Below are 25,359 nucleotides of genomic sequence, written 5' to 3'. Positions count from 1 at the left end.
ATTTGAGAAATTCTTATTCATTTTCATGATGCATTATTCTTTGAATATCTTCTCTAATATGTAAATTCTTTAATAATTCTACAAGAAAAATCACATAAGATAACAATAATGGTGAAAAGATCATACCTACAATACCAAATAAATCACCAAAGAAGGTTAATGCTATAATAAGATAGATGGGGTGTATTTGAATGCCTCTAGAAAAAAGATAAGGCTGTAAATAGGAGGATTCCAGATATTGTAAAACCATAACAACAACAAAAGAAGCATAACCTAAATGTTGATCAATAAAAAACTCATAAATAATCACAGGAATACCACCAATATAAGGTCCAACATAAGGAATCAGATTTGTCAAAGCTAAAAATAAAGCAATCCAGATTGCATAATTTTGATTGATAAAGAAAAAAGGTATCAAACACATGATAAAGAAAAAGATAAAATCTAAAATCATAGATTTCATAAATTGATAAGTTGTTAATTTGAGTTTTTTTAGTGTTTGCATACAGATACCTTGTTTTTCAAAAGGTAAGTAGATAATCGTTTTTTCAATGAGATGTAAATTATCATAAGATAAATAAAAAGAAATACCTAAAGCAATTAATATATTACCTGCCCAATAAATAACGGCCTGTGTCCAACCATTAAAAATATCAATAAAATAATTAATAATCTGATAGTCTTCTAAAAAATGAATAAATGTTGAAAAGATGGGATTAACCATGATTTGACTATCACAAATGCGATGATAAAATAAAAGACATTGATCTAATAAATAAGGAATAAGAAAATAACAACTTAGAATAAATAATAATGAAAATGATAAATAAAGATGTGTAACAACGATTTTTCTTGATAAACGATCATTTGTAAAATAATCAATAATAGGATCAATTAAGAAATGAAAAAACAAAGCTATTAACAATGGAAATATCAATCGTAAAAGATAGCTGATAAGTGCTCCAATACGAAACAATGTATACACATAGTATAATAAAATCGCACATAGACTCAATAAAATAAGAGATTTTGCTATATTTTCTTTTTTCATAAAACCTCCTCGAGAAGAAAAGGACTGTTCATCAGTCCTTTTGTACTTCTTAAAGTTGTTCTTTAATCGCTTTTTTGGCTTTATGAACACTATGTTCAATGCTATCTGCACATGGCATATCACTCATCATAATCATTGCCGCAGCAACAATTCCTGCCGAGAAAAAAGCAACAGCTAATTTTGACATGATTATTCACTCCTTTAAAAGTACATTCTTAGTATGTCCTCATTATTCAAAATCATACAAAGAAATCTCTGGAGTTTTTTTCATTCTTTCAATTAATGTTGTTTTTCTTCTTTCATCCTGTTTATGTGTAACACCATAAACAAAAGCCTGATGACTTCCCAAAAACCATAAAGATTGTTTTGCTCGTGTGAGTCCAGTATAAATTAGATTTTTCTTCAACATAATATAATAGTCTTTAAGCACAGGCATAATCACAATTTTAAACTCATTCCCTTGTGATTTATGAACACTCATACAGTAAGCATGAGTTAAAGTATAAAACTCCTGTGGTGTATATTCTACAATCGTTCCATCAAAATCTACAATCATCTTATCTGTTAAATATTCAAAATTATCCTTATAACAAATCTCTACTAAAGTTCCTATATCACCATTAAAAACATTATCTTCAACACGATTTTTTAACTGTAAGATTTTATCTCCTTCTCTAAATACTCTTTTGCCCACACGCAATTCATTTTTAAATCCATCCGATGGATTCAACAATTCCTGTAAACAATCATTTAAAGCATCAATACCAGCAACTCCATTATACATCGGTGCTAAAACTTGGATATCTTGTCCATCATAGCCATCTTCTAATGCTTTGGATACAAGAACACGTACATACTTCACAACATCATAAGGTGTACATGTTTGAAAATGTATATCTGAATATTGAAAAAACAAGTTTTCATCATACTGATCATTACGAATACTATGTGCCAGTTGGACAATACCACTTTCTTTAGATTGACGATAGATGTAATGCAAAGCAATGGTAGGAATACATTCACTTTCTATTAAATCTTTTAAAACATGTCCTGGTGCAACAGATGGTAATTGCTGATCATCACCAATTAATAAAATCTGACTAACTTTTTGACACGCTAATAAAAGATGGGAAAATAACAACGAATCAACCATTGAAAACTCATCAATAATGAGTAAATCAACATCCAAAGGATTTTTTTCATTAACCGCAAAAGTATTGGTATGTAAATCCCATTTTAATAAACGATGAATTGTACATGCCTCAACACCAGTGACTTCACTTAAACGTTTTGCAGCTCTCCCAGTTGGGGCAACAATGGCTAATCGCTGATCAGGATTTAAACGTTGATAAATCTTAATCATCGCATTGACAATTGTTGTTTTTCCTGTTCCCGGTCCTCCTGTAATAATCATGGCTGAATGTTCCATAAAAAGTTTAATCGCATCTTTTTGAAAATCATCATATTCAATAAAAAGTTCTTTTTCTAAATCTTCTAAAATCTTGTCTATGTCTTTTGAATTAATATCATAAAGAGGTGTATGTAGCCATCTTTTAAAGATTTGTGATATGTTGATTTCACTTTGATATAACTCATAAGGATAATAACGATCTTCTTCTTGAATAATCTTGTTTTGTTCTAAAACATCAGTAAATGCTGCTTCAAAACTCTCATCATCTATTTGAGGTATATATCTATGAAATCTTTTGACAATTGTTTCATAGTTATGATAAGTACTTCCATCTTGAAAACAGGCTTCTTTTAAAGCATAGACAATGGCTGCCTGTATACGATGATGATCATATTGATCAACACCTATCTTTAAAGCTAAATCGTCCGCTGTCTTAAATCCTATTCCATCAATATCATCAATAAGCTGATAAGGATTATTTTGTAAAATATCCAATGTTTTTTCTTGATAAACAGCTTGAATTAAAGCCAGATGACGTGTAGAAATGCCATGTCCCATAAAAAACATCAAAACTTCCTGATCAAAATCCTGTGAAGACAAAACACTAGCTATGGTTTCACGCTTGGTTTCATTCATACCACGAACATGATCTAAAACATGTTTATCTTCTTTGATTTTGGTTAATGCATCTTTTCCTAAAACTTCTACAATAGCTGTTGCCTGTTTTTCACCAATGCCTTTAAATAAAGGACTAGATAAATAGCGAATGATTTCACTTTCTTCATTCGCTAAAACAATCTCATAAGATTGAATTTGAAATTGTTTACCATATTTAGGATGAATAATATATTCTCCCTGAAAATGATATTTATCTTGAAGATTGACATAACTCATATAACCTGTCGCTAAAATCGGTTTATCTTCCTGTTCACTATCAATCAGACAGACAATAAACTTAGTATCTTCACTATAAAATTTAATACGTTTTATAATTCCCGTATATGTCAACATTATAAGTATGTAATCTCCTTATCATCTTTATACACCTTTTCAATTGTGCCACCACCCAAGCAAACATCACCATCATAAAAAACTGCTGCTTGTCCTGGAGTAACGGCTTTAACAGGTTGCTTAAAAGTAACGAAAAGCGTATTTTCATCAATAAAACGGACAGACACATCATTATCTTTTTGACGATATCTAAATTTTGCTGTACAATCATAATCACCTTGTGGTTTTTGGCTGCTGATCCAATTGACATCCGTAATCAAAGCACCTTCACTCATTAACCACTGATTTTGATCACCTTGACACACATATAAAATATTTTCATCATATTTTTTCCCTACAACAAACCACGCATCTCCAGCGCCACCAATGCCTAAACCTTTACGTTGTCCAATTGTATAGTACATAATCCCCTGATGTTGACCAACAACCTGATTTGTTTCAATATCTACCATTTTTCCAGCTTTTGCAGGAATATAATTTTTCAAGAACTCTCTAAAATCTCTTTCTCCAATAAAACAGATTCCTGTACTATCTTTTTTATGAGCAACCGGAAGCTTTAAATCTTCTGCCAATTTTCTAACTTCTGGTTTTGTCATATGACCAATAGGAAAGAGTGAAGATTGTAGTTGAGATTGATTTAACTGACATAAAAAGTATGTCTGATCTTTATTAGAATCAACCCCTCTTAACATAACAGAATCTGCACCTTCATGATGTTCTACACGTGCATAATGACCTGTCGCAATATAATCTGCCTCAATAGATCTGGCATAATCTAAAAATGCCTTAAATTTAATATGTTTATTACATAAAATATCTGGATTCGGTGTTCTTCCTTTGGCATATTCTTCTAAAAAATAAGTAAAAACATGATCCCAATATTCTTTAATAAAATCTACACGTCTTAACTCAATACCTAGATGCTCTGCAACTTTCTTGGCATCATTATAATCTTTTTCCTGTGGGCAGATATCATCATTATTCGTTGGATTTCCTAAAATATCATTATTTAAAGATGAATCCCAGTTTCGCATAAAAACACCAATGACTTCATACCCTTGCTGTTTTAAAACATAAGCAGCAACTGCACTATCCACACCACCACTTAAACCTAATACAACTCTTTGTTTCATAGACGCCTCCTTCTTGGTTATTCTATCATTTTCTTTACAAATTATAAAGAAAAATCAATAAAGATGTAAAACAACTTTATCGATTTTCATTATTATTTCAATTTAGACATTGGAAGCATCGCAGCACCGATAGCACCACAGTCTTCTAATTCTCTTTCTAAAATAGGAATATGTCCTCTCATACCAACATGGATTTTTGCATTAAACTGTTCAACCAATTGATCATAGAAATATTTTTTAGATTTCATGACACCGCCACCTAATACAAAGCAATGTGGATCAACAGTATGCGCAATATCAGCTAACATTGTTGCCAGTTCACTAATACATTCATCAACAATACCTTTGGCTTTCATATCTCCTTCATCAGCCAATCTAAAAACATCTCCAGCATGATGTACACGTTCTTCACCTAAAATTTCTTTCCCTTTACGTGTAATCGCCGTTCCACTTGCTTCACCTTCAACAGCTCCTGGATTTAAGGCACCAAATTTATATCCATTATTTTTAACAATGATGTTTCCTACTTCACCAGCATGACCACGTCCTCCAGATACAAGTTGACCATTTACAACAAATGCGCCACCAATTCCTGTAGAAATTGTCACATAATAACAAGTTGGTTTTCCTTTTCCAGCTCCTAGTAAAGCTTCTGCCAATCCAGCAACATTGGCATCATTATCAATAAATACAGGTAAATTAAAACGAGTTGAAAGTTTTTCACAGATAGGATAGTTTTCAAATCCCGGTAAGTTTGTTGCCATAATCATGACACCATGTTCTGTATCAACTGGTCCCGGAACACCAATTCCAATTCCTTGAACATTTTGAATACCACCACAAACTGAACAATCTAAACTTTCAATTTGTCTGATAATTTTTGAACAAACATAGTCAGGTCCATTTTCTCTTTCAGTCGCATCTTTGACTTCACTGTATGACTGTCCATTTTCGTCAACCAAAAGAGTACGTACATTTGTTCCACCTAAATCAATCCCAATATAATATTTCATTCTAGTTCTCCTTCCTTCATTTATATTTATTATACAATAAAACAAACCGTTTTCATAGCTTCTTTTCATGAAACAATTTATTTTTCAAAACTTCTAAATGATGTGGTAAAGGACAAGTAATCACCTGATCCTGTAAATATTTTAAAGAACCTATTGGTTTAATAAAACAAATAGAATAAGCATGCAGAAACTGATTTTGAAAATGATAAGTTTTTTTCAAATAACGATTCAATTCAAAATCTCCATATTTACTATCACCAATGATAGGATGTCCAGCACTGGATAAATGTAAACGTATCTGGTGCGTTCTTCCTGTAATAATTTTCACTTTTAATAATGAATATTTTTGATTTGATTGAATATTTTCAACAATGGTATGCATTTTTAATGCGCCTTCAGTCGAAGGTGATACCATTCTTGCCAAAGAGCGATCACTATCTTTTTTCATATATCCAATTAACTCACCACTAGGCATATAGCCTTTACAGATCGTTAAATAAGTTTTATCAATACAATGACGTTTTTTCATCATTTCATTTAAATCCTGTAAAGCTCTCATTGTTTTTCCAAAAATGACAATTCCACTTGTATTACGATCCAAACGATGAACAGGACCCGGTGTAAAACCTAAAGTTTGGTTTGGGTCATATTCCCCCTTTTGATATAAATATGTTAAAACTTGATTGGATAATGTATTGACATCTTCATGGATATCTTCATGAACTAATAATCCGGCTGGTTTATTAACAATCAAAACATTATCATCTTCATATAAAACATCAAAAGTGATGGGTAAATCAAAAATACTTTGTGGTTGTGTTAATTCTAAAAAACGATCTTCATACAAAAATAATTCAACCAGATCTCCTTTTTTTAAAATATAGTTTTCTTTTACTCTGACACCATTCACTTTCACATCTTTTTTTCTTAACATCTTATAAATCATTTGAGGTGGTGCTTGAGAAAGTAATTTTTTTAAATACTTATCAATTCTTTGATTTTCATAATTTTCATCTATTCTTAAAGTTTTCATGTCATCACCTCTTTCATTTTAACAAAGTTTGATAGAAAAAAATATACATTTTTAATTGAAAGCCTTTACAACTTTTAAATCTCTGTTATAATTATCTATGTTAAGTGGTTCTCACTTAAACATACCCCCTATTATTACCCTAACGTGTAAAATAATAGAGATAAAAGAAAGTATGCTCCCCCGCATACTTTCTTTTTATGTTATAATTGGCATGAGGTGAAAATCATGGAAAAAGAAATTCAAAGAACAGTGATTTATGATGGGAAAATTATGCAGGTAACACGTGAAGAAGTTGAATTAGAAAATGGTGAACATGCTTATCGAGAAGTTGTTTATCATCATGGTGGTGTCTGCATTTTAGCTATCAAAAATCATCAGATTCTTCTTGTAAAACAGTTTCGTTATCCTAATCGTATAGAAACATTAGAAATTCCTGCTGGTAAACTAGAAGCAAATGAAAATCCCAAAGATTGTGCTTTTCGTGAATTAGAGGAAGAAACAAACAATCGTGCACGTGAGATGAAGTTTATTATGAAAGTCTTACCATCTCCCGGTTATACAAGTGAATGGTTATATCTTTATGAAGCGATTGATTTTGAAGAAGTTGATGATGCTTTAGAGGGTGATGAAGATGAATTTATTGATATTATCAAATTAGATATTGATGAGGCTTATCAAAAAGTTTTAAGTGGAGAAATTGTTGATGCGAAAACAGTTATTGCGATTATGTATGCATATCAGCAAGTTCATCATTAAAAAGTGGTTTTCCACTTTTTTTATTTTATAAGACAAAAAAAGTTATCCATATGGATAACCTTACTTTTATATTGGCGGTCTGGACGGGGCTCGAACCCGCGACCTCCGCCGTGACAGGGCGGCATTCTAACCAACTGAACTACCAGACCAATATATATACACTGCCAAGAGTTTTTCAATGGCGGAGACAGAGGGATTTGAACCCTCGCGCCAGTTTCCCGACCTACACCCTTAGCAGGGGCGCCTCTTCAGCCTCTTGAGTATGTCTCCTTCAGTTGCCTAACTATAATAACATACCTTTTTAAAGATTTCAATACTAAAATGAAAAAAGTTTATATAAAAAAAGGGGAGTTGAAAAATCAACTCCTACTTGTTAAAAAATTGTGGTAAATAATCTTTATGTGCTTCTAATAATTCATCAATAACAGTATTAGCGATTTCGTCACTTGGACATAATGGATTCATATTTAAAGCAGTGACTGCTAAATCACGATCCCCTTTAATCGCTGCTTCAATAACTAAACGTTCAAATGTTTTCATCATTTGTACATATCCACTGATTGGTAATTTCAAAGTTCCAGTAGCAATTGGTTGTGGTCCATTGGCAGTGATGCGACAAGCCACTTCTACAGCACTATCCATTGGTAAATCTGCAATCGCTCCATTATTGCGTACATCTACGTATTGAATATCACCTTTATTTGTATAGATAGAAGCAATTAAATTACATGCAGCATCTGAATATTTTGCTCCACCACGCATTGCCAGCTGTTCTGGTTTTTCTTGAAGTTCTTCATGACTATATAATTCAAATAATTCTTCTTCAGTCTTGCTGACAACTTCTCCACGCACTGTTCCTGTTTTAAATTGTTCTAATTCTTCTTCTAACTGTTCTTTTGTAAAGAAGTAGTAATTATGATATGGACATGGAATAGCTTTTAATCCTTTGATAAAGGATGGAGAATATGGTAACGATACGAAGTTTTTCATTTGAATTGTATCTTCTGGTTTTAAATGTGCATATTGATTTAATAATTCATCAAAACGAGAAACACCATCAACAAAAACATCTGTCGCAAAAATAAAATGATTAACACCTTGAATTTGCATTGTCACTTGACTTTCGTCCACATTTAACATCTTTGCAAAACCAGCAACCATATTCACTGGAACATTACAAAGTCCAATGGCTTTTTTAAAGTTTGTATAACGTAAAATAGCTTCTGTAACCATTCCTGCTGGATTAGTAAAGTTAATCAGCCATGCATTTGGACATAATTCTTCGATATCTTTGACAATATCTAAGATGACTGGAATGGTACGAAAAGCCTTAAACATTCCTCCTGCTCCATTGGTTTCTTGTCCAATCATGCCATGACTTAATGGAATTCTTTCATCTAAAACACGTGCTGGTAAACGTCCAATACGCATTTGTGTTGTGACAAAATCAGCATCTTTCAAAGCTTCACGACGATCATAACTTAAAATAATCTTCATCGGTACTCCTGCTTTTTTAACCATACGTTTGGCTAACGCACCAACTGTTTCTAATTTTTCACGTCCTGCTTCAATATCTACTAACCATAATTCTTTTACTGGTAAGTGATCATATCTTTTGATAAATCCTTCCACAAGTTCTGGAGTATAGCTACTTCCTCCTCCAATTGTTACAATTTTCACACCATCTTTATTCATCATTTGACACCTCTTTCTTTTTGACGTCTTCATTATAAAATAGTTATATAAAAATGCAATCCATCATATCATTAACTATACCGGTATAATTATTTATGTGGTATAATAAAAATGGTGATTGACATGACAAAATATGAATACTTAGCCCAATTATTAGAACAAGATATTATCAATCAAAAATATAAACGTGGAGAAAAACTTCCTTCGATTCAAATGCTATCTAAACAATATCATTGCAGTAAAGAAACAGTCATCAAAGCCTATCAGTTGTTAGTGCATCAGCATTTGATTTATGCTAAAGCACAAAGTGGCTATTATGTTTTAAGTAGCCCTGTTTTACCATCGCCTTCTACCCATCATTATTCCTTAGAAACAGGTAATCCACCTATTCATGCAACTTCACTGGAAGATGCCAAACATTGCCTTTCTTTAGCCATCGACGAATATCGTGAATCGTCTTTAATTCTTTCTTTACAGGGAGTTCAATCATTACGTCAAACACTGGCAGATTATTTTTTTCAAATGGGTATTTATACAAAAGAAAGCTCTATTTATCTGATTCAAGGCATTACTCAGACACTTTCTTTTTTATCATCCATGACTTTTCCCAATCATCATTCATATATTTTAATCGAGGAACCCACTTATAGTTATTATGTACGCTTTCTTCAATCTTTATCCTTACCTGTTTTAACAATTTCTCGTGATGAAAATGGCATTGATCTACAACAGTTACATTTTCTTTTTGAACATTATGATATTAAATTCTTTTACACTATTGCTCGTAACCATAATCCACTGGGAACAACCTATCCTACCAAATTACGTCAAAAAATCGCTGCTCTCGCATTAAAATATAATGTCTATATTATAGAAGATGATTACTTTGGTCATTGCAGTTCAACTTCTCACTATCTGCCTTTATTTTATTATATGGAAGGAAAAAACTGTATTTATTTAACAAGCTTTTCAAAAACCATTCCTTATATCCGTATTGGTGTCGCAATCGTTCATCAGGATTTTCAAGAAACATTTGACCAAATGACTCATCAATCTTACTATTATTCTTATCAGTTGCCATCCCTTATTTCTCAGGCAACATTAGAATCTTATATTAAAAGCTCCCTCTATGACAAACAGACACAACAACTTCAAAATCATCTCAAAAAAAATTATCAAGTCATTAAAAAAATCACTCAAAGCTGGGACTCTCAACTTTTAAAAGTGATTTCAAGTTATTCAGGTTATTATTTCACGATTCAATTTCTTGTTCCTATTAACTTAGATGTCCTTCAACAAAAACTAAGAGAAAATCATATAGAGATTGCCAGAAACGAAAGATGTTTTTATGATCCTTCACATTTTCAAAATTCTATTCGTTTAAGTCTAGCTAGAATTGATCATCAGGATTTAAAAAAAGCCCTTGAATTATTTTATCAAACCTTTTTAGATTGTTTATAAAAATTTCTTTTTCTTAAATAAAATAATCAATCCCACCACAATGATGCCACTCAAAACAATGATAGCCGGATAACCATAAACACTTTTTAATTCTGGCATATTTTCAAAATTCATACCATACCATCCAGCAATCAAAGTCAATGGCATAAAAATTGTTGTGACAACTGTAAAAAACTGCATTGTTTTATTCAATTTGTAATCTTCTCTTGATTGATGTGCTGTTTGAGCCTGATTCAAGATTTCTCTTAACATTTCTACATTTTTAGATAAACGTTCAATGCGACGTGTAAAAATTTCAAAATAACGTGAATCGTCATCTTCAAAAATATGATGATGGTTCATTTCTAAGTCTTCTCCTATAGTCATCAGGTTTTCATAATAATTTTGTAAAAGCAAAAGTTCTTTATTCAACTGTCGTAATTGATTGGTAAAACTCATAGCATCTTCTTCGTGTGATTCTAGTTCTTCTATTTCATTTTGAAGTTCTTCTAAATAGCGATAATCTGCTGCCAGTAAATCACTTAAAAAATAATAAACAAGACGTGTAATAGAAACATCTCTTTGTAAGACATCATCTGTTGATGATTGAAAGACTTCACGAATATGCTGATCTTCATCATCAATAACGACAACTAAAAATAAATGTTTAAAGATAAATAAGGCTAGGGTATCCTTTTTTACAAAAATGTCACGAGCATTAATTAAATGTATTAAACCATAGTAATAATGATAGGCAGGAATAATCATATTTTGATGAAACAAAGATGGATCTTCCAGTCGTTCAATAGAAGTCTGTTCAATACCTAATTGTTGATAACAAGATTTTAATTCATCTAAACTCATCATTCCAATATAACGATGATTTTCTTGAATATCTTGAATATTCACTTGTACTTTATGATGATCAACCTGATAAATCATAATCTTCCTCCTATGAAAAAATAGGGTTTTCTCCCCTATTTTTTAGTATCAATTAAATCTAATAAATCTTGAACTGTCGTAATTTTTAATAATTCATCATCTTGAAATTCCACACCCAGTTCTTCTTCTAATTCAAAAACAAGATCAACAAGATCTAATGAATCAATACCTAAATCTTTAAATGATGATTCTTTTGTGAGTGTCTGATCTTTCAATTTAGAAGATAATCTTTCTTTGATTTTATCAAAATAATCCATTTTGTATTCACCTCATTTTCATTATAATCATAACATTATCAAAACACAATCTCTTTTCTTACATAAACGCTTCTTTATGACAAAGAACATATTGTAAACTCAAGGCTTCTAAATCTTCTTTTAATTCTTGAAATTCATGATCCAACAAATCAAATAACCATGAAACTTCACTATAATCCAGACTCTTTAATTCTTCAACTCTTTGTTGTTGATCTTCTGGTACAATTCCTTCTTGAAAAAGACCATTACCACGATCTAAAATCAATGCTGTACGTTTTGCTTTCATTTCCAATAATGCTTCAACTGTTTCATTAGCAAAATTACCAGCTGCTTCACTATAATAAGATTCAATACCTCCATCACACATTCTCAAGACAAAAGTTTGACATAAATAGAAGACTCTTTCAATACCATTGAGTTCATTTATTAAATCCCCATTTTCACATTTTTGACAAATGATATTGTATAAATCTATCACCAAGTGACTTTGATCTTGACGTGCAATGATTTCACTTGCTTGAAAGGTCAAATCATCTAAAACATCTTCTACCGTCGGCATAAACAAACCTCCTCTTTTTTATTGTATACTCTTTTTGCTTAAAAGTATAGAATTATCCCTTTATCTTTACTATAAAGATGATTATAATAGACATATGGAAAAAGAAATATTAAAAATTTTAAAGAATAACCAGAATGAATATATTTCTGGACAAAAAATAAGTGAAAGTTTAAGTGTTTCTCGCATGACAATATCATCTTGCATTAAAAAATTAAAAGAGAAAGGATACCATATTATATCATCTACAAAAAAAGGATATTGTCTAACGGAGGATAATGATGTGATTCTTATTGAAAATATCAAATCAGCAATTCCTGATTTTTTTCAAAATATCAAATATTTTGATGAAATGGATTCAACGAATGATTATTTAAAAAGAACTTCTCATCAACAGGGAGATATTGTGATTGCGCAATCACAAACAAAAGGAAAAGGCAGAAATGGAAAAAGCTTTTATTCTCCTCAACAAAAGGGTATTTATGTATCTTTTGTTTTAAAACCAGATTTAACTATCTATGATTCCTTAAAAATCACTGCATGTCTGGCTGTATCACTCGTTAAAGCTATCGAAAAGAATTATCCTGTACATCCTCAAATCAAATGGGTCAATGACATTATGATTCATGATTTCAAGATTGCTGGTATTTTATGTGAAGCCAGTTTAGAGATGAATACAGCACAAATTGAGCAGATGATTGTAGGAATCGGCATCAATGTCCATTCTTATTCTATGCCTGATTATCTTCAAAATATAGCTGCCTGTATTGAAGATTTCTGCTCTATAAAAGCTTCCAGAGAACAGTTATTGATTGATTTTTTCAATATCTTTTATCAGGATTATCTCATGTTGTCAACTTTATCGTGGTTAGATTTCTATCGCCAACATTCTTATATCTTACATCAAGACATTACAGTCTATGAAAACAATAAAGCCTATCCAGCCTATGTTTTAGACATCAATGATGATGCTTCTTTAAAAATTCAAAGTGAACAAGGGATTAAAAACCTCAGTTCCGGTGAAATTTCTATTCGTAAGAGGACATCATCATGATGTTTTTTTATGAAAATAGGATTGAATTTCTTCTTTATTTAAATGCTCACCAATCACAATCATAACATCCTGTCCTATAGAAATAGGTGTTAAAGACATAGATTGTCTGGTCGCATTCATTTCAAACCACTGATCATTTTCACAAATAAAGCCCTTGATACGAAAAACATCTCCACATCTTGTATCATTGAAAAGATATTGGACAGTTCTCTTTAAACTTTCCTGATTCAAATGAGTATTCATAAAATAAAGAGATGTATATGCCTTTTGATAATCCATATCGTATTTCACATAATCATAAAAGATTATCTGTTTTGACATCATCCATTGAAAGTCTTCATCATTCCAATGATTCCAATGCGTATAAAAATCATAATCCTGAAGAATTCTTGAACATTGAATCTCCTGGAGATATTTTTGTAATAATTGTTTTGTTTGTTGTATTTCTTCTTGTAAGGCTTCATCATAATGGCTTAACAAAATACAACTGGCATGAGCCATCTGACTAGCCAATAAATAACGTGAAGATTTTGATAGATTCTGTTCCAATTTGGCATTAACGATAGTATAAACATGACCTATTTCATACCAGTTTTCTAAAGGTTCTTCATGAAGAACATCAAAGAATTCATCAACTTCATAAATTCCAGAAGGTTCAACTAATAAATAATCATATTTCAACATCCCCATTGATATGAGCTTTGTCTTAAAACATCTTTGATGTGTTTGTTGATCTCCCCCACCGGTAATCATTTCTAAATCACATTGATGTCCTAATGCATCTTGTAAAAGCATCATATCTACATTGACTGCACCAAAATCATTTTCAAGAATACCAACCTTATAACCCTGTGCTACTAAATAAGAAGCATAATGTTTAATAAAGGTGGTTTTTCCCGAACCTAAAAAACCTGTAATTAAATCAATCTTTGTCAAAAATATCATCTCCTTTTTTAATCTTTATCATCAAAATGAAAGTATTATAGAAATAACTAAAGCTGGTAACAGATTCGCAACTCTGATTGTACGAGGCCATATCAGGTTGATTCCTACACAAAAAATCAAAATATTTCCCACCATATCTAAATGATTCAAAAGTGATGTTGTCATAAACGGTGCTAAACCAACTGATAACGCTGTTAATGCTCCTTGTAAAAAAGCAACAGGAATAAAAGCAAAAGAGCAACCTTTTCCCATTGATGAAGACATCACTAGAATAATTACAAAATCCAAAACAGCTTTAGCAAACAAAATTGAAGGATTCGCATAAATCCCATCTTGAATTGCTCCCATAATAGCCATAGCCCCAATACAGACAGTCAATGACGCTGTGACAAAAGCATTGACAAACTGATGATCACCTTGACTCTTTGTTTTCAGCTTTAACCAGTTTCCAAACTTTTCAAAGAGATGATCAATATCAATCATTTCTCCTATTAATGCACCTATCACCAATGATAAAATCACGTTCATTGAACCGGTTGTCTGAATCCCAACTTGTTGAATCACAAACATTTTTGATAAAGTTCCTGAGAGTGCTAAAAACATTGTCGCTATACCTGTAGCTTTCATTATTGTTTCCTGATAACGATCTTTTAATAAATTTTTACAAAAAAGTCCTAAACTTCCACCAATGATAATGGCCAATACATTAGCAATTGTACCCATTCCACGCATCATTCATATCCCCTTTATATTGATATATATTGTAACACAATTCTTGACATCACTCTACAAAAAAAGAGAAACGCTGTTCTCTCTAATCATTTGTTCCTATACTCATTGTTTCTGGCAAAGTACTTCCACCATCAATGACAAATTGTGAACCAGTAATATAACTTGACTCATCACTACCTAAAAAGGCAAATAATTCACCAACTTCAATAGGTTTTGCTAATCGTCCCATTGGTACACCTTTAGCGATATCCTGGATTGCACTTTCTGGATTGTCCGGATTAGATTCTACTGCCATCTTTTCTACCATTGGTGTTCTGGCATAACCAAGTTGTGAACAGTTGACACGAATATGACGACTGGCATATTCAACAGCTAAACATTTTGTCAGTCCAACCAAAGCCGCTTTTGTCATCGCATAGGCTGCTTCTCCGGCATCTGCGACAAGATCTCCTGTGACCGAAGACGCTATAACAATACTTCCTTTGCCTTGTTTTAACATATAAGGAATGACTGCCTGACAAGTATTCCAGACTCCTTTGATATTAACATCAATATGAAAATCTCTCATTTCATCAATCATTTGTTCAAATGGCGCTAAGCGACAAACCCCTGCATTACAGCAGGCAATATTAACTTCACCAAATGTATCCACTGTTTTTTTTACAGCATCTTTCATTTGTCCCTTATCAGCAACATTACCCACATATGTGATGATATCACCATGATATTGATCACGCAATTTTTGGGCTACCTGTTCAACATCTTTTGATAAATCAATCATACAGATTTTGGCACCATATTTCACATAAGCTTCAGCAATTCCTTCACCTAAACCAGCAGCTGCCCCTGTAATGATAGCCACTTTTCCATCTAATTTTCCCATAAGCTTTCTCTCCTTTTTGTGTTGTATATATTTTTATTTTAAACTCTTTTGTTAAAAGTTTCCATCATATCATCAATTATTTTTCAATTGATACAACACCAATGGCACATTGAAGCATGATTACAAGAATCTTCGCTTTGGTCATTTCTGGTATCTTATCATATAAGCGTCCTGCTGAATAAGTTCCTTTAGCCTGTGTATGAACAGAATTGGCTACATAACCTATCTTTATTGTATCATTTAGATAAATAGCTATAGCTTCTTGATCATATTTATTTTCTGGTTCTTTCTTTAAAATGACTTCCTGATGGGGATTGAGTTCTTCTGGTTCAATATAATGTTGTAAGCCTGTCATTGTTATAAGTATTTCCATAAATTGTCCCTCCTTACCTTAAGCATAACATTGATTATTTTGAAATACAGACTTATATATGTTTGTATTTTTTATTATCTATGTTATGCTATTTTTAAGGGGATGAGAAAAATGCAAAGACGAAACAAAGATAAAGACCAATATCTTAAGTTTATTGCAATTATTGATATTATTATGAAAAACAGTGATGAAAAACATCCTTTAACAGTCAATCAAATTAAAGAAAAGTTTTATCAACAAAAAAGGAATTTTCAAATTGATTATCGTGCTATTAAAAAATATATTGAATTTTATAATGAATATTATGAGGATGATGTCATCCAAATGTATAAAGAAGGAAGAAATCTTTATTTTTATTTTGCTGATCGTCATTTAGATATGATGGAAGCTAAAGCCATTGTTGATCTTGTTTATAGTTCTGATTTCTTTACTTTACAGACAAAGAAAAATTATCAAAAACGTATTCAAGATATGTTTAGCTTTCATTATCAAAGTTATTTTCATAAAAATTTAAATCCGCATATAACTAAAAATGAAAATTCACAGTCATTTTACCAAGAATTAGAAGTCATCACCAAAGCAATTCAAAGCCATAAAAAGATACAATTCACTTATCAAAAACCAGCCTTAACAACTCGTTGTGGTAAACAAACAACCTTAGCTCCAATTGACACACTCTTTTCTAATAATGAGTATTATCTTCTCTGTCAAGGTGCTAAAAATGCAATGGATTGTATTCTTTATCGACTTGATTATATTCAAGATGTCAAAATCATTGAAGATTCACAAGTTATATTTTCTCAAATGGAATTAGAGGCCTTTCATGAAAAAGTGAAAAATACAACTTATATGTATGGTCAAGGACAACTAGAAAGTATTGAATTAGAATTTCATCCTTCAGTTTATGCGAATATGATTGATAAATTTGGTAAAGGTATCAAACCACGTTATGTTGATGAAAATCACTATCGCATTCAGGTTAAACATTTTATTAATAATACTTTTTATTCATGGATTATTGGATTTGGAGGTGCTATTCAAATTGTGGGTGGTCAATCACAGATAGAAAGATTTCAAAACTTTCTAAAAGAGCAATTTTTATAAAAAACGAATCTTTATACTGGATTCGTTTCAATGATTTTTAAATATTGTACTGGAACAGCTTTAGTTAGCCAGATATGATTTGCTGAAATATAGAAAATAAAGCCATCATGAAGCATCTGTTGAGTATCAATTTGATAGACAACAGGCTGGCCGTGCCTTTTTCCTACTTGAATAGCTGTTTGAATATCTGTCGATAAATGAACATAGAGTCTTGATTTAGGGATCAATCCTACTTTTTGTATTGATTCTACATATTTTTCACCCGTTCCATGATAGAGAATTGTTGGTGGTAAAGCCTGTTTTAATTCCACATCAACTGGGATAGAGTGACCTTGATTGGCACGAATACATGTCTTATTCTGATTATAAGCATATCTTTGTTTACTGTCACGGGCAACAATTTCATCTAGAACTGCTCGATTAAATTCTGGATAACGTCGTCTGACGCCTAGAATCAATGCTTCTACTTCTACCCATCCATGTTCATCCAAACAAAGTCCTGCTTTTTCTGGGTGATGACGTAAAAGCAAAGCAATATAACGACTGATATTTGTGGTTTTCATAATCTCACCTCTACATCATTATAACAAAGGAGATGTATCATATGAACTACTATATTTCTGATTTACATATTTTACATAAAAACGTGTGCAAAGAAGGAAAGAACTTTGATCAGCGTCCATTTGAAACAATGGATGAAATGATGAATTTTATACAACAACAATGGAATGAATATATTACAGATAATGATGATGTTTATATTTTAGGTGATTTTTGTTGGAAAGAAAATGAACAATCTATAGCATTTGTTTCCTCTTTAAAAGGAAAAAAGCATCTCATTATTGGAAATCATGATCGACTTAAAAATGAAGCATATCGTTCATTATTTGTTGAAATCACACCCTATAAAGAAGTTCATGAAATCATTGATGGTTTAAAGTATTCCTTTATTTTACAGCATTATCCTATCATGTTCTGGAATCACCAGCATCATCTCAACAATGATCTTCCCATCAACATTCATTTATATGGTCATGTTCATAACAGTCTGGAAGAAACCATCTATCAATCATTTATTCAAACATTGAATCAGACATATCATTATCATTGTATCGCTATTAATGTAGGATGTATGATGCCTTATATACATTATCAACCCAAAACTGCTCGAGAATTATTAAATGATCATCAAGTATAAAATTCATTATTTCACTTGTTCTTGAATATACTGAAGTAATTCTTTGTATTGATGTTTTAATAAAAATGGTTCTTCTAATAATTGTTCTATAAGTTTATTTGCTTCTATTTGAGAATGATTTTTAACAATCATATCTACTTGTGCTTTATATTCATCAAGATTCTTAAGAATATGATAAGAATGAGATAATCTTATCTTTTTCATTACCTTTTTGACAACACAAATATCTTCTAATGAATCTATAATCTTTTTTAAATCATCGTATTGAATACACTCATAGAAACCCATATCATATATATCAAAAGTATCGTTTTGTTCATCATGATAGAACTCTTTTGTCTTGTCATTTTCAACATAATATATTTTACGATTAATTTGTTCAACAACACTATCAATATATGCATTATATTGTTGCAAGGCATTTTGTATATCTTTTTGTGAAGCCTTTTGATGGATAAGTTTTTGATAAAGAGAATATGGAATTTCATGATATATAATATGAGCATGAAGATAGTCATCATATCTTTTTTGTAGATCATTAGGTTTTGATGTGAGCGAAAGTTTATAGAAATAATTATCGAATTCTGGTAAATGAGGTTCAACATCTTTAATAGTGCTGTAACCCATCCATAAAAGAATATTTGTAATTTTTGATGTAAACAAGGCATCGTGATTGTTGAATAAGCTTTCATTCATGTCTGGAAAAAAATCAAGAAAAATACTAGATACAATACTTTTTAATCCAAAACCTTGTTTATCATATACAAATATGATAGGACTCTTTTTTTGCATGAAATGCAACTCTAAATGATACGAAAAATTCTGATTCAGAAACTGACAATATGCATCAATAATTTCTTTAACAAGCTTATGAGCCATATTTCTTATTTTATAGAGTCCATCATTTTTCATGACTTGTCTTAAATCATGTAAAGTATGAATTCCTTCTCTTTTTAAGCAATTATAACTACGTACACTTAAATCTAACTTTTCAATAGGCGTATGAAGCAATTCTTGAGGTATGCTTTCATGAGATGACTGATAAACATAGCCTTTTGCTTTTAATAGAGTATACAATAATGAATCTGAATGCAACTGTTTTTTTAAGACAAACTCTTTGATTTCATCTTCTATAATTTTTCTAAAATCCATACAATGATGAATGTCTTGAAATTGAGAAAAACTTTTATAATTTCCATAATCACGTGATGATGGATAGAATTGTAAAAATCGTAATGGATCCATATCTAAATATTGAGCTATTTGATAGTAGTCATGACATTCTTCTTGACCAATACCATAATAATACTGGTTATCAATAGATGAACAGGACAAAGCTTCTTTTTGTTGAGAAGTTAAATGGATATCTTCATGATTATATATGCTAACATAGGCGTCATAACCATCCATAGCTGCTATTTCATAACTGTGATTTAATAATTCTTTGATATAATATCTCATAGTCTTCCTCCTACATAGCCAATAATTCTTTTAAATCTTCTGTTGATAATGAAGAAATATTTCCTTCACTGTTTTCTACAAACATATCTGCGAGTTCTTTTTTCTTAGCCTGTAAAACTTGAATTTTTTCTTCAATACTCTCTTTCATAATCAATTGATGAACCATAACATTGTTATGCTGTCCAATACGATAAGCACGGTCTGTTGCCTGATTTTGTGCTGAAAGATTCCACCATGGATCAAAATGAATGACAGCCTGAGCAGCTGTTAAATTCAATCCTGTTCCTCCAGCTTTTAAAGAAATCAAAAAGACATCAGCTTCTCCTTCTTGGAAACGGCGGACGAGTTCTCGTCTTTTTTCTTTTGAAGTTTCACCTGTTAAAATAAAATAGCGAATTCCATTTAACTTTAATTCTTCTTCCATCAAATCAAAGACTTTTGTAAAAGATGAAAATAATAAGACTTGTTGATGGTTAGCTTTATAGTTACAAATCAAATCCATACAAGCTTTCATCTTAGATGAACTTTGATTTATATTTTCGTAGATCATTCTAGGTTCACAGCAGATTTGTCTTAATTTTGTCAACATCGCTAAAATAGCAATTTTATCAATCTTTTCCATTTGAAATATTTCTTGAAGTTGTGTATTAATTTGAGCGAGATTAGCAAAATACAATTCACTTTCTTGTTGTGTAAAAGGAATCAATTGTGTTTTTTCTATCTTATCAGGTAATTCTAATAAGACATCTTTTTTGTTTCTTCTTAAAATAAATGGTGAAACCATTTTTTGAAGTTGTTGAATTTTCTTTTGATTTTGATTTTTCACAATATCTGTTTCAAATGTTTTTTGAAAATAATGATAGTTATATAAATATTGAGGCATTAGAAAATCAAAAACTGACCATAATTCAGCCAATGAATTTTCAATGGGAGTTCCAGATAATGCCAGTTTATGTAAAGCATGAAGCTGCTTGACAGAAATGGCATTCTTTGTTTTTTGATTTTTAATATATTGTGATTCATCCAAAATCACATATTCAAATTCTATAGAATCATATAACTCTACATCACGACGCATATAATCATAAGAAGTCACATAAAGATGTTTACCATGAATAGCATGTATCATTGTTTCTCTTGTTTTCGCATCTGATACAATGCATGTCACAGGTAAGCTTTTTGAAAATTTATGCACTTCATCTTCCCAGTTATAAATTAACGAAGAAGGACAAACAACTAAGCTTGGTTTATTTGTTTCTAATTGATCCAATAAAGCAATCACCTGTAATGTTTTACCAAGTCCCATATCATCAGCCAATATTCCGTTAAATCCTAGTTCATAAAGTGTTCGTAACCACTGATAACCTTCTTTTTGATAATCTCTCAATAGCTGATTGTAGTAGGATGTTAAGGGATAAAGATGTTGTGTATGTTGATGAAATTGTTGAATGAGTTTTTGAAAGGACGCATCTCTTTCGATTTGTATATGTTGCAATTCTGTTACATCATTATCCAATGCGAACACACGATTTTTATTTAAAGTCAGACTTCCATTTTGAATATCATTGGCTTGAATATGATATTCATCCATTAAATTTGATAATTCCTCCAGATCAGGTGATTCAAGATATAATAGTTCTCCATTTTTTAAACGATGAAATTTCTTTTTACGACGATATTTTGACAAAACTTCAGCAATTTCCATTTGCGGAATTTGAGCACTTTCCATATTTAAAGATAAAAGATCATGATCAACTTTAACCCCTACCTGAATCTGATAATGAACTGGTCTTCCCATCTTCTTTAATGCTTCGGAAATATATATTTCACTATATTGTTGGAGAAACTCAATCCCATCATGCATAAATTCATATGTTTTTTCATCATAACTATCAAAATAGACACACCCATTTTTCTCGTCAATTTGATGACATTGTTGACGTAAATATGCTTCAACAATATCCTGATCAATTGTTGTAATTGTGTCGTTTTGGAATGCATGAATATGATTCTGATTTTCATCTTCATAGTAAACTTTAAAATAAATCTGTTCATTTTCATTGATATCTCCATATATTTTAATGAAAGTATATGATGACTGTTCAAAATCAAAATCACATGTTAAATCAAAATAATTTTGCATGGGTGCCCATATATATTTATAAAAATCATGAAGGTCTTCTTCTTTAATAAACATTGGATTTTCAAACAAATCAAGTAAAATATCAAATGATTTCTCATTTAAATCCATTTGAATACGTTGAATTGTTGTCTGATGTTTGAAAGTAGAAATAAAATAAATATACTGTTTTCCAAAATAAAATTGATTTTCATCAATAATTTTAAGTACATAGTATTCTTGTTCTTTAACCAAACTCGCTTTTATTGTATAGTCGATATCTTTAAAAAGACAGTGGTTTAACCCTAATTCCTTATAGACATCATAAAAATCATCAAGAAATTCACTACGAATATAGACATATCTACCAAAGTTCAATAAACTACGAAAATTAAAGAAATAATTTTCAGGATTAACTTTATTCATTGCAATTTTAGCACGTTCAAGAAATGCAATCTGTTTTAAAGCTTCATCTGTAAAAGATTCACGTGTATGTACAAACTGTAAATATTTACCATACTTCATTTGATCTTTATTTTCTATATGTTCTAAAAATTCATCAACATCTTTAATAATATATTTTTTAGCATTACCAATCTTATAATCAAGATATAAGACATCATCATCTTCATTCAAGATAGCTGTTAAATTATATTTTTCATGTGAAATGGATGAGCTCACTTGATTATGATAATATTCTTTATTCTGTTTAATCAAATCATTCGTTTCCAAAGCACGTATAGCCAAAGCACGTTGAAGTTGTTGTTGATGACGTCTTTCCTGACGCTTTTTTTCTTCTTCAAATTCAGTGTTAATATAATGATATGGAAAAGAAGGAATCTCCAGTTGATTTAACTTCAACAAAACAGCTCCAATATGAGCACATGGGCTATCATCTGTGCACCAGGTACACTCACACTGATATTCATGTAAATGATATTCGCTATCAAATGTAAAAGAACACAGAAATTCTTCTCCCCTGACTTTCACCATAGCTTGAACATAATACAAAGTATCTTCTTGTTTCATATCAATGCTTAAAACATTATCATAACGGTCATAACTTCTTGCGATAGATATATTATTGCGATTAGAAAATAATGTTAATAAATTAAACTCAGTTTTCATGTATGAACTCTCCTTACTTTTGCATTATAGCATATTCAACAACAAAAAAACCGTTTTTAACGGTTTAATAGAAAATGATTTTTCATTTTTTTAATCTCTCCTAGCCAAAATCCATATGGTAACAAAATGTAACCTCTATAATGTCGTTCTTATTACTCTATGAACTCTCGTATAGTGATAGATCCAACGATTCTTTTCTTCTTCACTCATTTCTTTTAATCTTTGTTGAATCCGATTCATATAATCTTTATATTCCATAGTTCTATCTCCTATTTCTCCAATGTTTTGTCATTAAAGAAGAAATCAGGTCCATTTTCAATACATGCCCTTACATCCAAAAACTGACTAATAAAACGGAAATATCCATTAACACCAAATTCTTTATCAAATGTATCAATACTTACTAATACTCTTGTTAAACATAGAAAAACATTTTTAAAAATATAATCAAACTGTGATTCATCCTTTAAATCAACAAACTCTGATAAATAATCATAGAGTTGTGGATTCACATAAGGATTGCACATTTGTTCTAAACCATCTGCCAGACATAAAAGATCTTCATGAGCATAGTCTGTATAATCACTTGTATAATGATTTTTAAAATCTAATAAACGATTAAGCACAATATGTATAATCTTCTTCGTTTCACGGCTATCAATTTTATAAAGCGTATGTATCGCAAGAAAATGAGCTTCTAAACTATAAAGTTCTTCTTCTAATGCTCCTACATCAGATTTCAGTTTTCCATATTGTTTTTGAATATGTCTTAAGTTACGACGTTCTTCCTGTACATCAAATTCATATTCACCAGGCACATGAAAAATAGGATTGATTTCGTCTAAAAATGCTTCCCATTTTTCATTACTGAAATCATCAGTTTGTATATTATCTTTAATATACATTTCTAAATAAAACGCTAATAATTCAATAGATCTTTTTTCACTCATTCCTTGATCTAACATCTGTTAATATAACTCTGTTGTTTTTTCAACTAAATGATCTTTAATTTGATTAGTAATCACTTCCATTGTTGCACTTCTTATATATTTTCTTTCTGACATTATTTACACCTCATTTTTATATCTTTCATATTTATCCATAAGTTTTTGTCGTGGCTGAATATGTTTGATTTCAACTCCATATTCATAAGCTTCAATCCATTCTTTGTAGGAATAGAAAATGTCTATTACCATCAATAACGTATATAGACTGATTTCTGGATTTTTTATAATTTCATTTTGAAAATAATACTGTAATGCTTTCTCAAAAGTATCATTATGAAATATAAAAGCCAGTTGATTCATATTGGTAAGCAATTCTTTAGCTTCATACAAACGATCATCATGACGCTTTAACGTTGCGATAAAGTCTTTCTGTGATTTAATAAATTTTTGACAATAATTCAAAACCATATCTCGATATTCCTGTTTTTGAATATAATGATCTAAAACACCAAATAACATAACATGCAAACATTCACGACTCAAATAACAATGTGTTGCTCCATTAACCATCTCAATAATTGATGCTTCATCAATATTCAGTTGAAGCTGACGAGCAACATATTCCCCATATAATTTTTCTTGTTCCATACCTATGGATGCAAAGGGATCATCACTTGAAAAAATATACACACCACAACCATAGCTTAACATCTTATAAATTTCACGAATCAATGTGACAACTTGTGAAAAATAAGGATGATCTGATGGAACATCTAATAAAATTTTTAAGTATCTTTTGACTTTAAAGCGCCACTTAGGTCTTTCTTTTTTAGGAACAATGCGGTTAGGAGCAATATAATACCCATGATAAGCATCTTGTAAAAAATCCTGAATCTCAACAAATAAATCAGTTAATGAAACCTCTTCATGTTTTGTTGCTTTTTTCTTTCCTTCGCCACTTACAATACTTTCAATTACATCATCTAATTCTTCTTTTTTTGATTTTGGTAAAGCTTTATAAGCTTCTACAAAAGCATCAGTGATTAATTTCTTATCTTTGTCTTTTAATAAATCTCTTAATTCTTTAACCTTCATTCTCTATTCCTCTCTTGATTCT

The 25,359-nt window shown here is 30.8% G+C and carries 25 protein-coding genes and 2 tRNA genes; 5 read left to right on the top strand and 22 right to left on the bottom strand.

From position 1 onward, the window contains the following. Positions 1-13: 13 nt before the first annotated feature. The 6 genes from B5E75_RS05065 to B5E75_RS05045 all read right to left on the bottom strand — a co-directional run bounded on the left by B5E75_RS05065 (position 14) and on the right by B5E75_RS05045 (position 6,652). The gene (locus tag B5E75_RS05065; RefSeq protein ID WP_087357700.1) at positions 14-1,051 is read right to left on the bottom strand and encodes an AI-2E family transporter; all 1,038 of its coding nucleotides are present in this window, start codon (positions 1,049-1,051) and stop codon (positions 14-16) included. 49 nt (positions 1,052-1,100) lie between these two features. Beyond that, positions 1,101-1,238 (bottom strand): hypothetical protein, encoded by a 138-nt coding sequence (locus B5E75_RS14545; RefSeq protein ID WP_162607639.1) that lies wholly within the window; start codon positions 1,236-1,238, stop codon positions 1,101-1,103. Positions 1,239-1,280: 42 nt separating this feature from the next. Next, positions 1,281-3,473, bottom strand: coding sequence for an SF1B family DNA helicase RecD2 (gene recD2 / locus B5E75_RS05060; RefSeq protein ID WP_087357699.1), 2,193 nt, complete (start codon positions 3,471-3,473; stop codon positions 1,281-1,283). Then, on the bottom strand, positions 3,473-4,606 hold the full coding sequence (gene mnmA / locus B5E75_RS05055) for a tRNA 2-thiouridine(34) synthase MnmA (RefSeq protein ID WP_087357698.1): 1,134 nt from the start codon (positions 4,604-4,606) through the stop codon (positions 3,473-3,475). The genes recD2 and mnmA overlap by 1 nt, the downstream gene beginning before the upstream one ends. A 92-nt stretch (positions 4,607-4,698) precedes the next feature. Further along, positions 4,699-5,619 carry an ROK family protein gene (locus B5E75_RS05050; protein WP_087357697.1) on the bottom strand — a complete coding sequence of 307 codons (921 nt, stop codon included), beginning with the start codon at positions 5,617-5,619 and terminating at the stop codon, positions 4,699-4,701. A gap of 52 nt (positions 5,620-5,671) precedes the next feature. Next, positions 5,672-6,652 carry an RluA family pseudouridine synthase gene (locus B5E75_RS05045; protein ID WP_087357696.1) on the bottom strand — a complete coding sequence of 327 codons (981 nt, stop codon included), beginning with the start codon at positions 6,650-6,652 and terminating at the stop codon, positions 5,672-5,674. Between the two features lie 225 nt (positions 6,653-6,877). Here B5E75_RS05045 and B5E75_RS05040 point away from each other — a divergent pair, with 225 nt between their 5' ends. Beyond that, entirely contained in the window at positions 6,878-7,408 is a 531-nt protein-coding gene (locus B5E75_RS05040; protein WP_087357695.1) for an NUDIX hydrolase, read from the top strand. 72 nt (positions 7,409-7,480) lie between these two features. On the opposite strand, the gene B5E75_RS05035 is transcribed toward B5E75_RS05040, so the two are convergent. The 3 genes from B5E75_RS05035 to B5E75_RS05025 all read right to left on the bottom strand — a co-directional run bounded on the left by B5E75_RS05035 (position 7,481) and on the right by B5E75_RS05025 (position 9,103). Next, positions 7,481-7,557, bottom strand: a tRNA-Asp gene (locus B5E75_RS05035). 30 nt (positions 7,558-7,587) lie between these two features. Beyond that, positions 7,588-7,678: transfer RNA gene (locus B5E75_RS05030), tRNA-Ser, on the bottom strand. A gap of 96 nt (positions 7,679-7,774) precedes the next feature. Next, positions 7,775-9,103 carry a 6-phospho-beta-glucosidase gene (locus tag B5E75_RS05025; protein WP_087357721.1) on the bottom strand — a complete coding sequence of 443 codons (1,329 nt, stop codon included), beginning with the start codon at positions 9,101-9,103 and terminating at the stop codon, positions 7,775-7,777. A 123-nt stretch (positions 9,104-9,226) separates the two neighbouring features. Here B5E75_RS05025 and B5E75_RS05020 point away from each other — a divergent pair, with 123 nt between their 5' ends. After that, a complete protein-coding gene (locus B5E75_RS05020; protein WP_162607638.1) occupies positions 9,227-10,564 on the top strand; it encodes an aminotransferase-like domain-containing protein in 1,338 nt (445 codons plus the stop codon). On the opposite strand, the gene B5E75_RS05015 is transcribed toward B5E75_RS05020, so the two are convergent. From B5E75_RS05015 to B5E75_RS05005, 3 genes are read right to left on the bottom strand one after another with little or no spacing between them, the layout of a single operon-like run. Next, a complete protein-coding gene (locus tag B5E75_RS05015; protein ID WP_087357693.1) occupies positions 10,559-11,485 on the bottom strand; it encodes a magnesium transporter CorA family protein in 927 nt (308 codons plus the stop codon). The genes B5E75_RS05020 and B5E75_RS05015 overlap by 6 nt on opposite strands. Before the next feature lie 35 nt (positions 11,486-11,520). Next, entirely contained in the window at positions 11,521-11,742 is a 222-nt protein-coding gene (locus tag B5E75_RS05010) for an acyl carrier protein (RefSeq protein WP_087357692.1), read from the bottom strand. Positions 11,743-11,800: 58 nt separating this feature from the next. Further along, positions 11,801-12,301 (bottom strand): DMP19 family protein, encoded by a 501-nt coding sequence (locus B5E75_RS05005; RefSeq protein ID WP_087357691.1) that lies wholly within the window; start codon positions 12,299-12,301, stop codon positions 11,801-11,803. Positions 12,302-12,395: 94 nt separating this feature from the next. Here B5E75_RS05005 and B5E75_RS05000 point away from each other — a divergent pair, with 94 nt between their 5' ends. Further along, positions 12,396-13,352, top strand: a complete 957-nt coding sequence (locus B5E75_RS05000) for a biotin--[acetyl-CoA-carboxylase] ligase (RefSeq protein WP_087357690.1) — start codon at positions 12,396-12,398, stop codon at positions 13,350-13,352. Here the strand turns inward: B5E75_RS05000 and B5E75_RS04995 are convergent. The 4 genes from B5E75_RS04995 to B5E75_RS04980 form a co-directional block, all read right to left on the bottom strand. Next, positions 13,347-14,288, bottom strand: a complete 942-nt coding sequence (locus B5E75_RS04995) for a CobW family GTP-binding protein (protein WP_087357689.1) — start codon at positions 14,286-14,288, stop codon at positions 13,347-13,349. The two genes, B5E75_RS05000 and B5E75_RS04995, sit on opposite strands and share 6 nt — an antisense overlap. Positions 14,289-14,318: 30 nt before the next feature. Continuing rightward, positions 14,319-15,032, bottom strand: a complete 714-nt coding sequence (locus B5E75_RS04990; protein ID WP_241146623.1) for a DUF554 domain-containing protein — start codon at positions 15,030-15,032, stop codon at positions 14,319-14,321. A 79-nt stretch (positions 15,033-15,111) separates the two neighbouring features. Then, complete coding sequence (gene ucpA, locus B5E75_RS04985; protein ID WP_087357687.1) at positions 15,112-15,912, bottom strand: SDR family oxidoreductase UcpA; 801 nt, start codon at positions 15,910-15,912, stop codon at positions 15,112-15,114. Positions 15,913-15,988: 76 nt separating this feature from the next. Next, entirely contained in the window at positions 15,989-16,285 is a 297-nt protein-coding gene (locus B5E75_RS04980) for an HIRAN domain-containing protein (RefSeq protein ID WP_211964958.1), read from the bottom strand. Between the two features lie 111 nt (positions 16,286-16,396). Between B5E75_RS04980 and B5E75_RS04975 the strand changes: the two genes are divergently transcribed. Beyond that, positions 16,397-17,389, top strand: a complete 993-nt coding sequence (locus B5E75_RS04975; protein WP_162607637.1) for a WYL domain-containing protein — start codon at positions 16,397-16,399, stop codon at positions 17,387-17,389. A gap of 11 nt (positions 17,390-17,400) precedes the next feature. Here B5E75_RS04975 and B5E75_RS04970 read toward each other — a convergent pair whose 3' ends face one another. Beyond that, positions 17,401-17,952: an RNA 2'-phosphotransferase gene (locus tag B5E75_RS04970; protein WP_087357685.1), complete on the bottom strand. Its 552-nt coding sequence runs from the start codon at positions 17,950-17,952 to the stop codon at positions 17,401-17,403. A gap of 41 nt (positions 17,953-17,993) precedes the next feature. Between B5E75_RS04970 and B5E75_RS04965 the strand changes: the two genes are divergently transcribed. Next, positions 17,994-18,587 carry a metallophosphoesterase family protein gene (locus B5E75_RS04965; RefSeq protein ID WP_087357684.1) on the top strand — a complete coding sequence of 198 codons (594 nt, stop codon included), beginning with the start codon at positions 17,994-17,996 and terminating at the stop codon, positions 18,585-18,587. Positions 18,588-18,593: 6 nt separating this feature from the next. On the opposite strand, the gene B5E75_RS14825 is transcribed toward B5E75_RS04965, so the two are convergent. From B5E75_RS14825 to B5E75_RS04945, 5 genes are all read right to left on the bottom strand, one after another. Beyond that, positions 18,594-20,048, bottom strand: coding sequence for a DNA-directed RNA polymerase subunit alpha C-terminal domain-containing protein (locus B5E75_RS14825; RefSeq protein WP_087357683.1), 1,455 nt, complete (start codon positions 20,046-20,048; stop codon positions 18,594-18,596). A gap of 10 nt (positions 20,049-20,058) precedes the next feature. After that, positions 20,059-23,295, bottom strand: a complete 3,237-nt coding sequence (locus tag B5E75_RS04955; RefSeq protein ID WP_087357682.1) for a DEAD/DEAH box helicase — start codon at positions 23,293-23,295, stop codon at positions 20,059-20,061. Positions 23,296-23,430: 135 nt separating this feature from the next. Beyond that, complete coding sequence (locus tag B5E75_RS14925; protein ID WP_275086203.1) at positions 23,431-23,553, bottom strand: hypothetical protein; 123 nt, start codon at positions 23,551-23,553, stop codon at positions 23,431-23,433. 11 nt (positions 23,554-23,564) lie between these two features. Next, on the bottom strand, positions 23,565-24,260 hold the full coding sequence (locus B5E75_RS04950; RefSeq protein ID WP_087357681.1) for a hypothetical protein: 696 nt from the start codon (positions 24,258-24,260) through the stop codon (positions 23,565-23,567). Between the two features lie 102 nt (positions 24,261-24,362). Beyond that, positions 24,363-25,337 carry a hypothetical protein gene (locus B5E75_RS04945; protein WP_087357680.1) on the bottom strand — a complete coding sequence of 325 codons (975 nt, stop codon included), beginning with the start codon at positions 25,335-25,337 and terminating at the stop codon, positions 24,363-24,365. Positions 25,338-25,359 lie beyond the last annotated feature (22 nt).

The sequence above is a fragment of the Massiliimicrobium timonense genome (assembly GCF_002160865.1).
Lineage (GTDB): Bacteria > Bacillota_I > Bacilli_A > Erysipelotrichales > Coprobacillaceae > Allocoprobacillus.
This window is presented reverse-complemented; position numbering and strand designations above follow the sequence as displayed.

Coding starts and splice junctions, on each gene's coding strand:
- B5E75_RS04945 (WP_087357680.1), bottom strand. CDS start 25,337: ATGAAGGTTAAAGAATTAAGAGATTTATTAAAAGACAAAGATAAGAAA.
- B5E75_RS14825 (WP_087357683.1), bottom strand. CDS start 20,048: ATGAGATATTATATCAAAGAATTATTAAATCACAGTTATGAAATAGCA.
- B5E75_RS05065 (WP_087357700.1), bottom strand. CDS start 1,051: ATGAAAAAAGAAAATATAGCAAAATCTCTTATTTTATTGAGTCTATGT.
- B5E75_RS04980 (WP_211964958.1), bottom strand. CDS start 16,285: ATGGAAATACTTATAACAATGACAGGCTTACAACATTATATTGAACCA.
- B5E75_RS14925 (WP_275086203.1), bottom strand. CDS start 23,553: ATGGAATATAAAGATTATATGAATCGGATTCAACAAAGATTAAAAGAA.
- B5E75_RS04990 (WP_241146623.1), bottom strand. CDS start 15,032: ATGATGCGTGGAATGGGTACAATTGCTAATGTATTGGCCATTATCATT.
- B5E75_RS04950 (WP_087357681.1), bottom strand. CDS start 24,260: ATGTTAGATCAAGGAATGAGTGAAAAAAGATCTATTGAATTATTAGCG.
- B5E75_RS05015 (WP_087357693.1), bottom strand. CDS start 11,485: ATGATTTATCAGGTTGATCATCATAAAGTACAAGTGAATATTCAAGAT.
- B5E75_RS04970 (WP_087357685.1), bottom strand. CDS start 17,952: ATGAAAACCACAAATATCAGTCGTTATATTGCTTTGCTTTTACGTCAT.
- B5E75_RS05020 (WP_162607638.1), top strand. CDS start 9,227: ATGACAAAATATGAATACTTAGCCCAATTATTAGAACAAGATATTATC.
- B5E75_RS04975 (WP_162607637.1), top strand. CDS start 16,397: ATGCAAAGACGAAACAAAGATAAAGACCAATATCTTAAGTTTATTGCA.
- B5E75_RS05010 (WP_087357692.1), bottom strand. CDS start 11,742: ATGGATTATTTTGATAAAATCAAAGAAAGATTATCTTCTAAATTGAAA.
- ucpA (WP_087357687.1), bottom strand. CDS start 15,912: ATGGGAAAATTAGATGGAAAAGTGGCTATCATTACAGGGGCAGCTGCT.
- B5E75_RS14545 (WP_162607639.1), bottom strand. CDS start 1,238: ATGTCAAAATTAGCTGTTGCTTTTTTCTCGGCAGGAATTGTTGCTGCG.
- mnmA (WP_087357698.1), bottom strand. CDS start 4,606: ATGAAACAAAGAGTTGTATTAGGTTTAAGTGGTGGTGTGGATAGTGCA.
- recD2 (WP_087357699.1), bottom strand. CDS start 3,473: ATGTTGACATATACGGGAATTATAAAACGTATTAAATTTTATAGTGAA.
- B5E75_RS04955 (WP_087357682.1), bottom strand. CDS start 23,295: ATGAAAACTGAGTTTAATTTATTAACATTATTTTCTAATCGCAATAAT.
- B5E75_RS05045 (WP_087357696.1), bottom strand. CDS start 6,652: ATGAAAACTTTAAGAATAGATGAAAATTATGAAAATCAAAGAATTGAT.
- B5E75_RS05025 (WP_087357721.1), bottom strand. CDS start 9,103: ATGAATAAAGATGGTGTGAAAATTGTAACAATTGGAGGAGGAAGTAGC.
- B5E75_RS05005 (WP_087357691.1), bottom strand. CDS start 12,301: ATGCCGACGGTAGAAGATGTTTTAGATGATTTGACCTTTCAAGCAAGT.
- B5E75_RS05040 (WP_087357695.1), top strand. CDS start 6,878: ATGGAAAAAGAAATTCAAAGAACAGTGATTTATGATGGGAAAATTATG.
- B5E75_RS05050 (WP_087357697.1), bottom strand. CDS start 5,619: ATGAAATATTATATTGGGATTGATTTAGGTGGAACAAATGTACGTACT.
- B5E75_RS04965 (WP_087357684.1), top strand. CDS start 17,994: ATGAACTACTATATTTCTGATTTACATATTTTACATAAAAACGTGTGC.
- B5E75_RS05000 (WP_087357690.1), top strand. CDS start 12,396: ATGGAAAAAGAAATATTAAAAATTTTAAAGAATAACCAGAATGAATAT.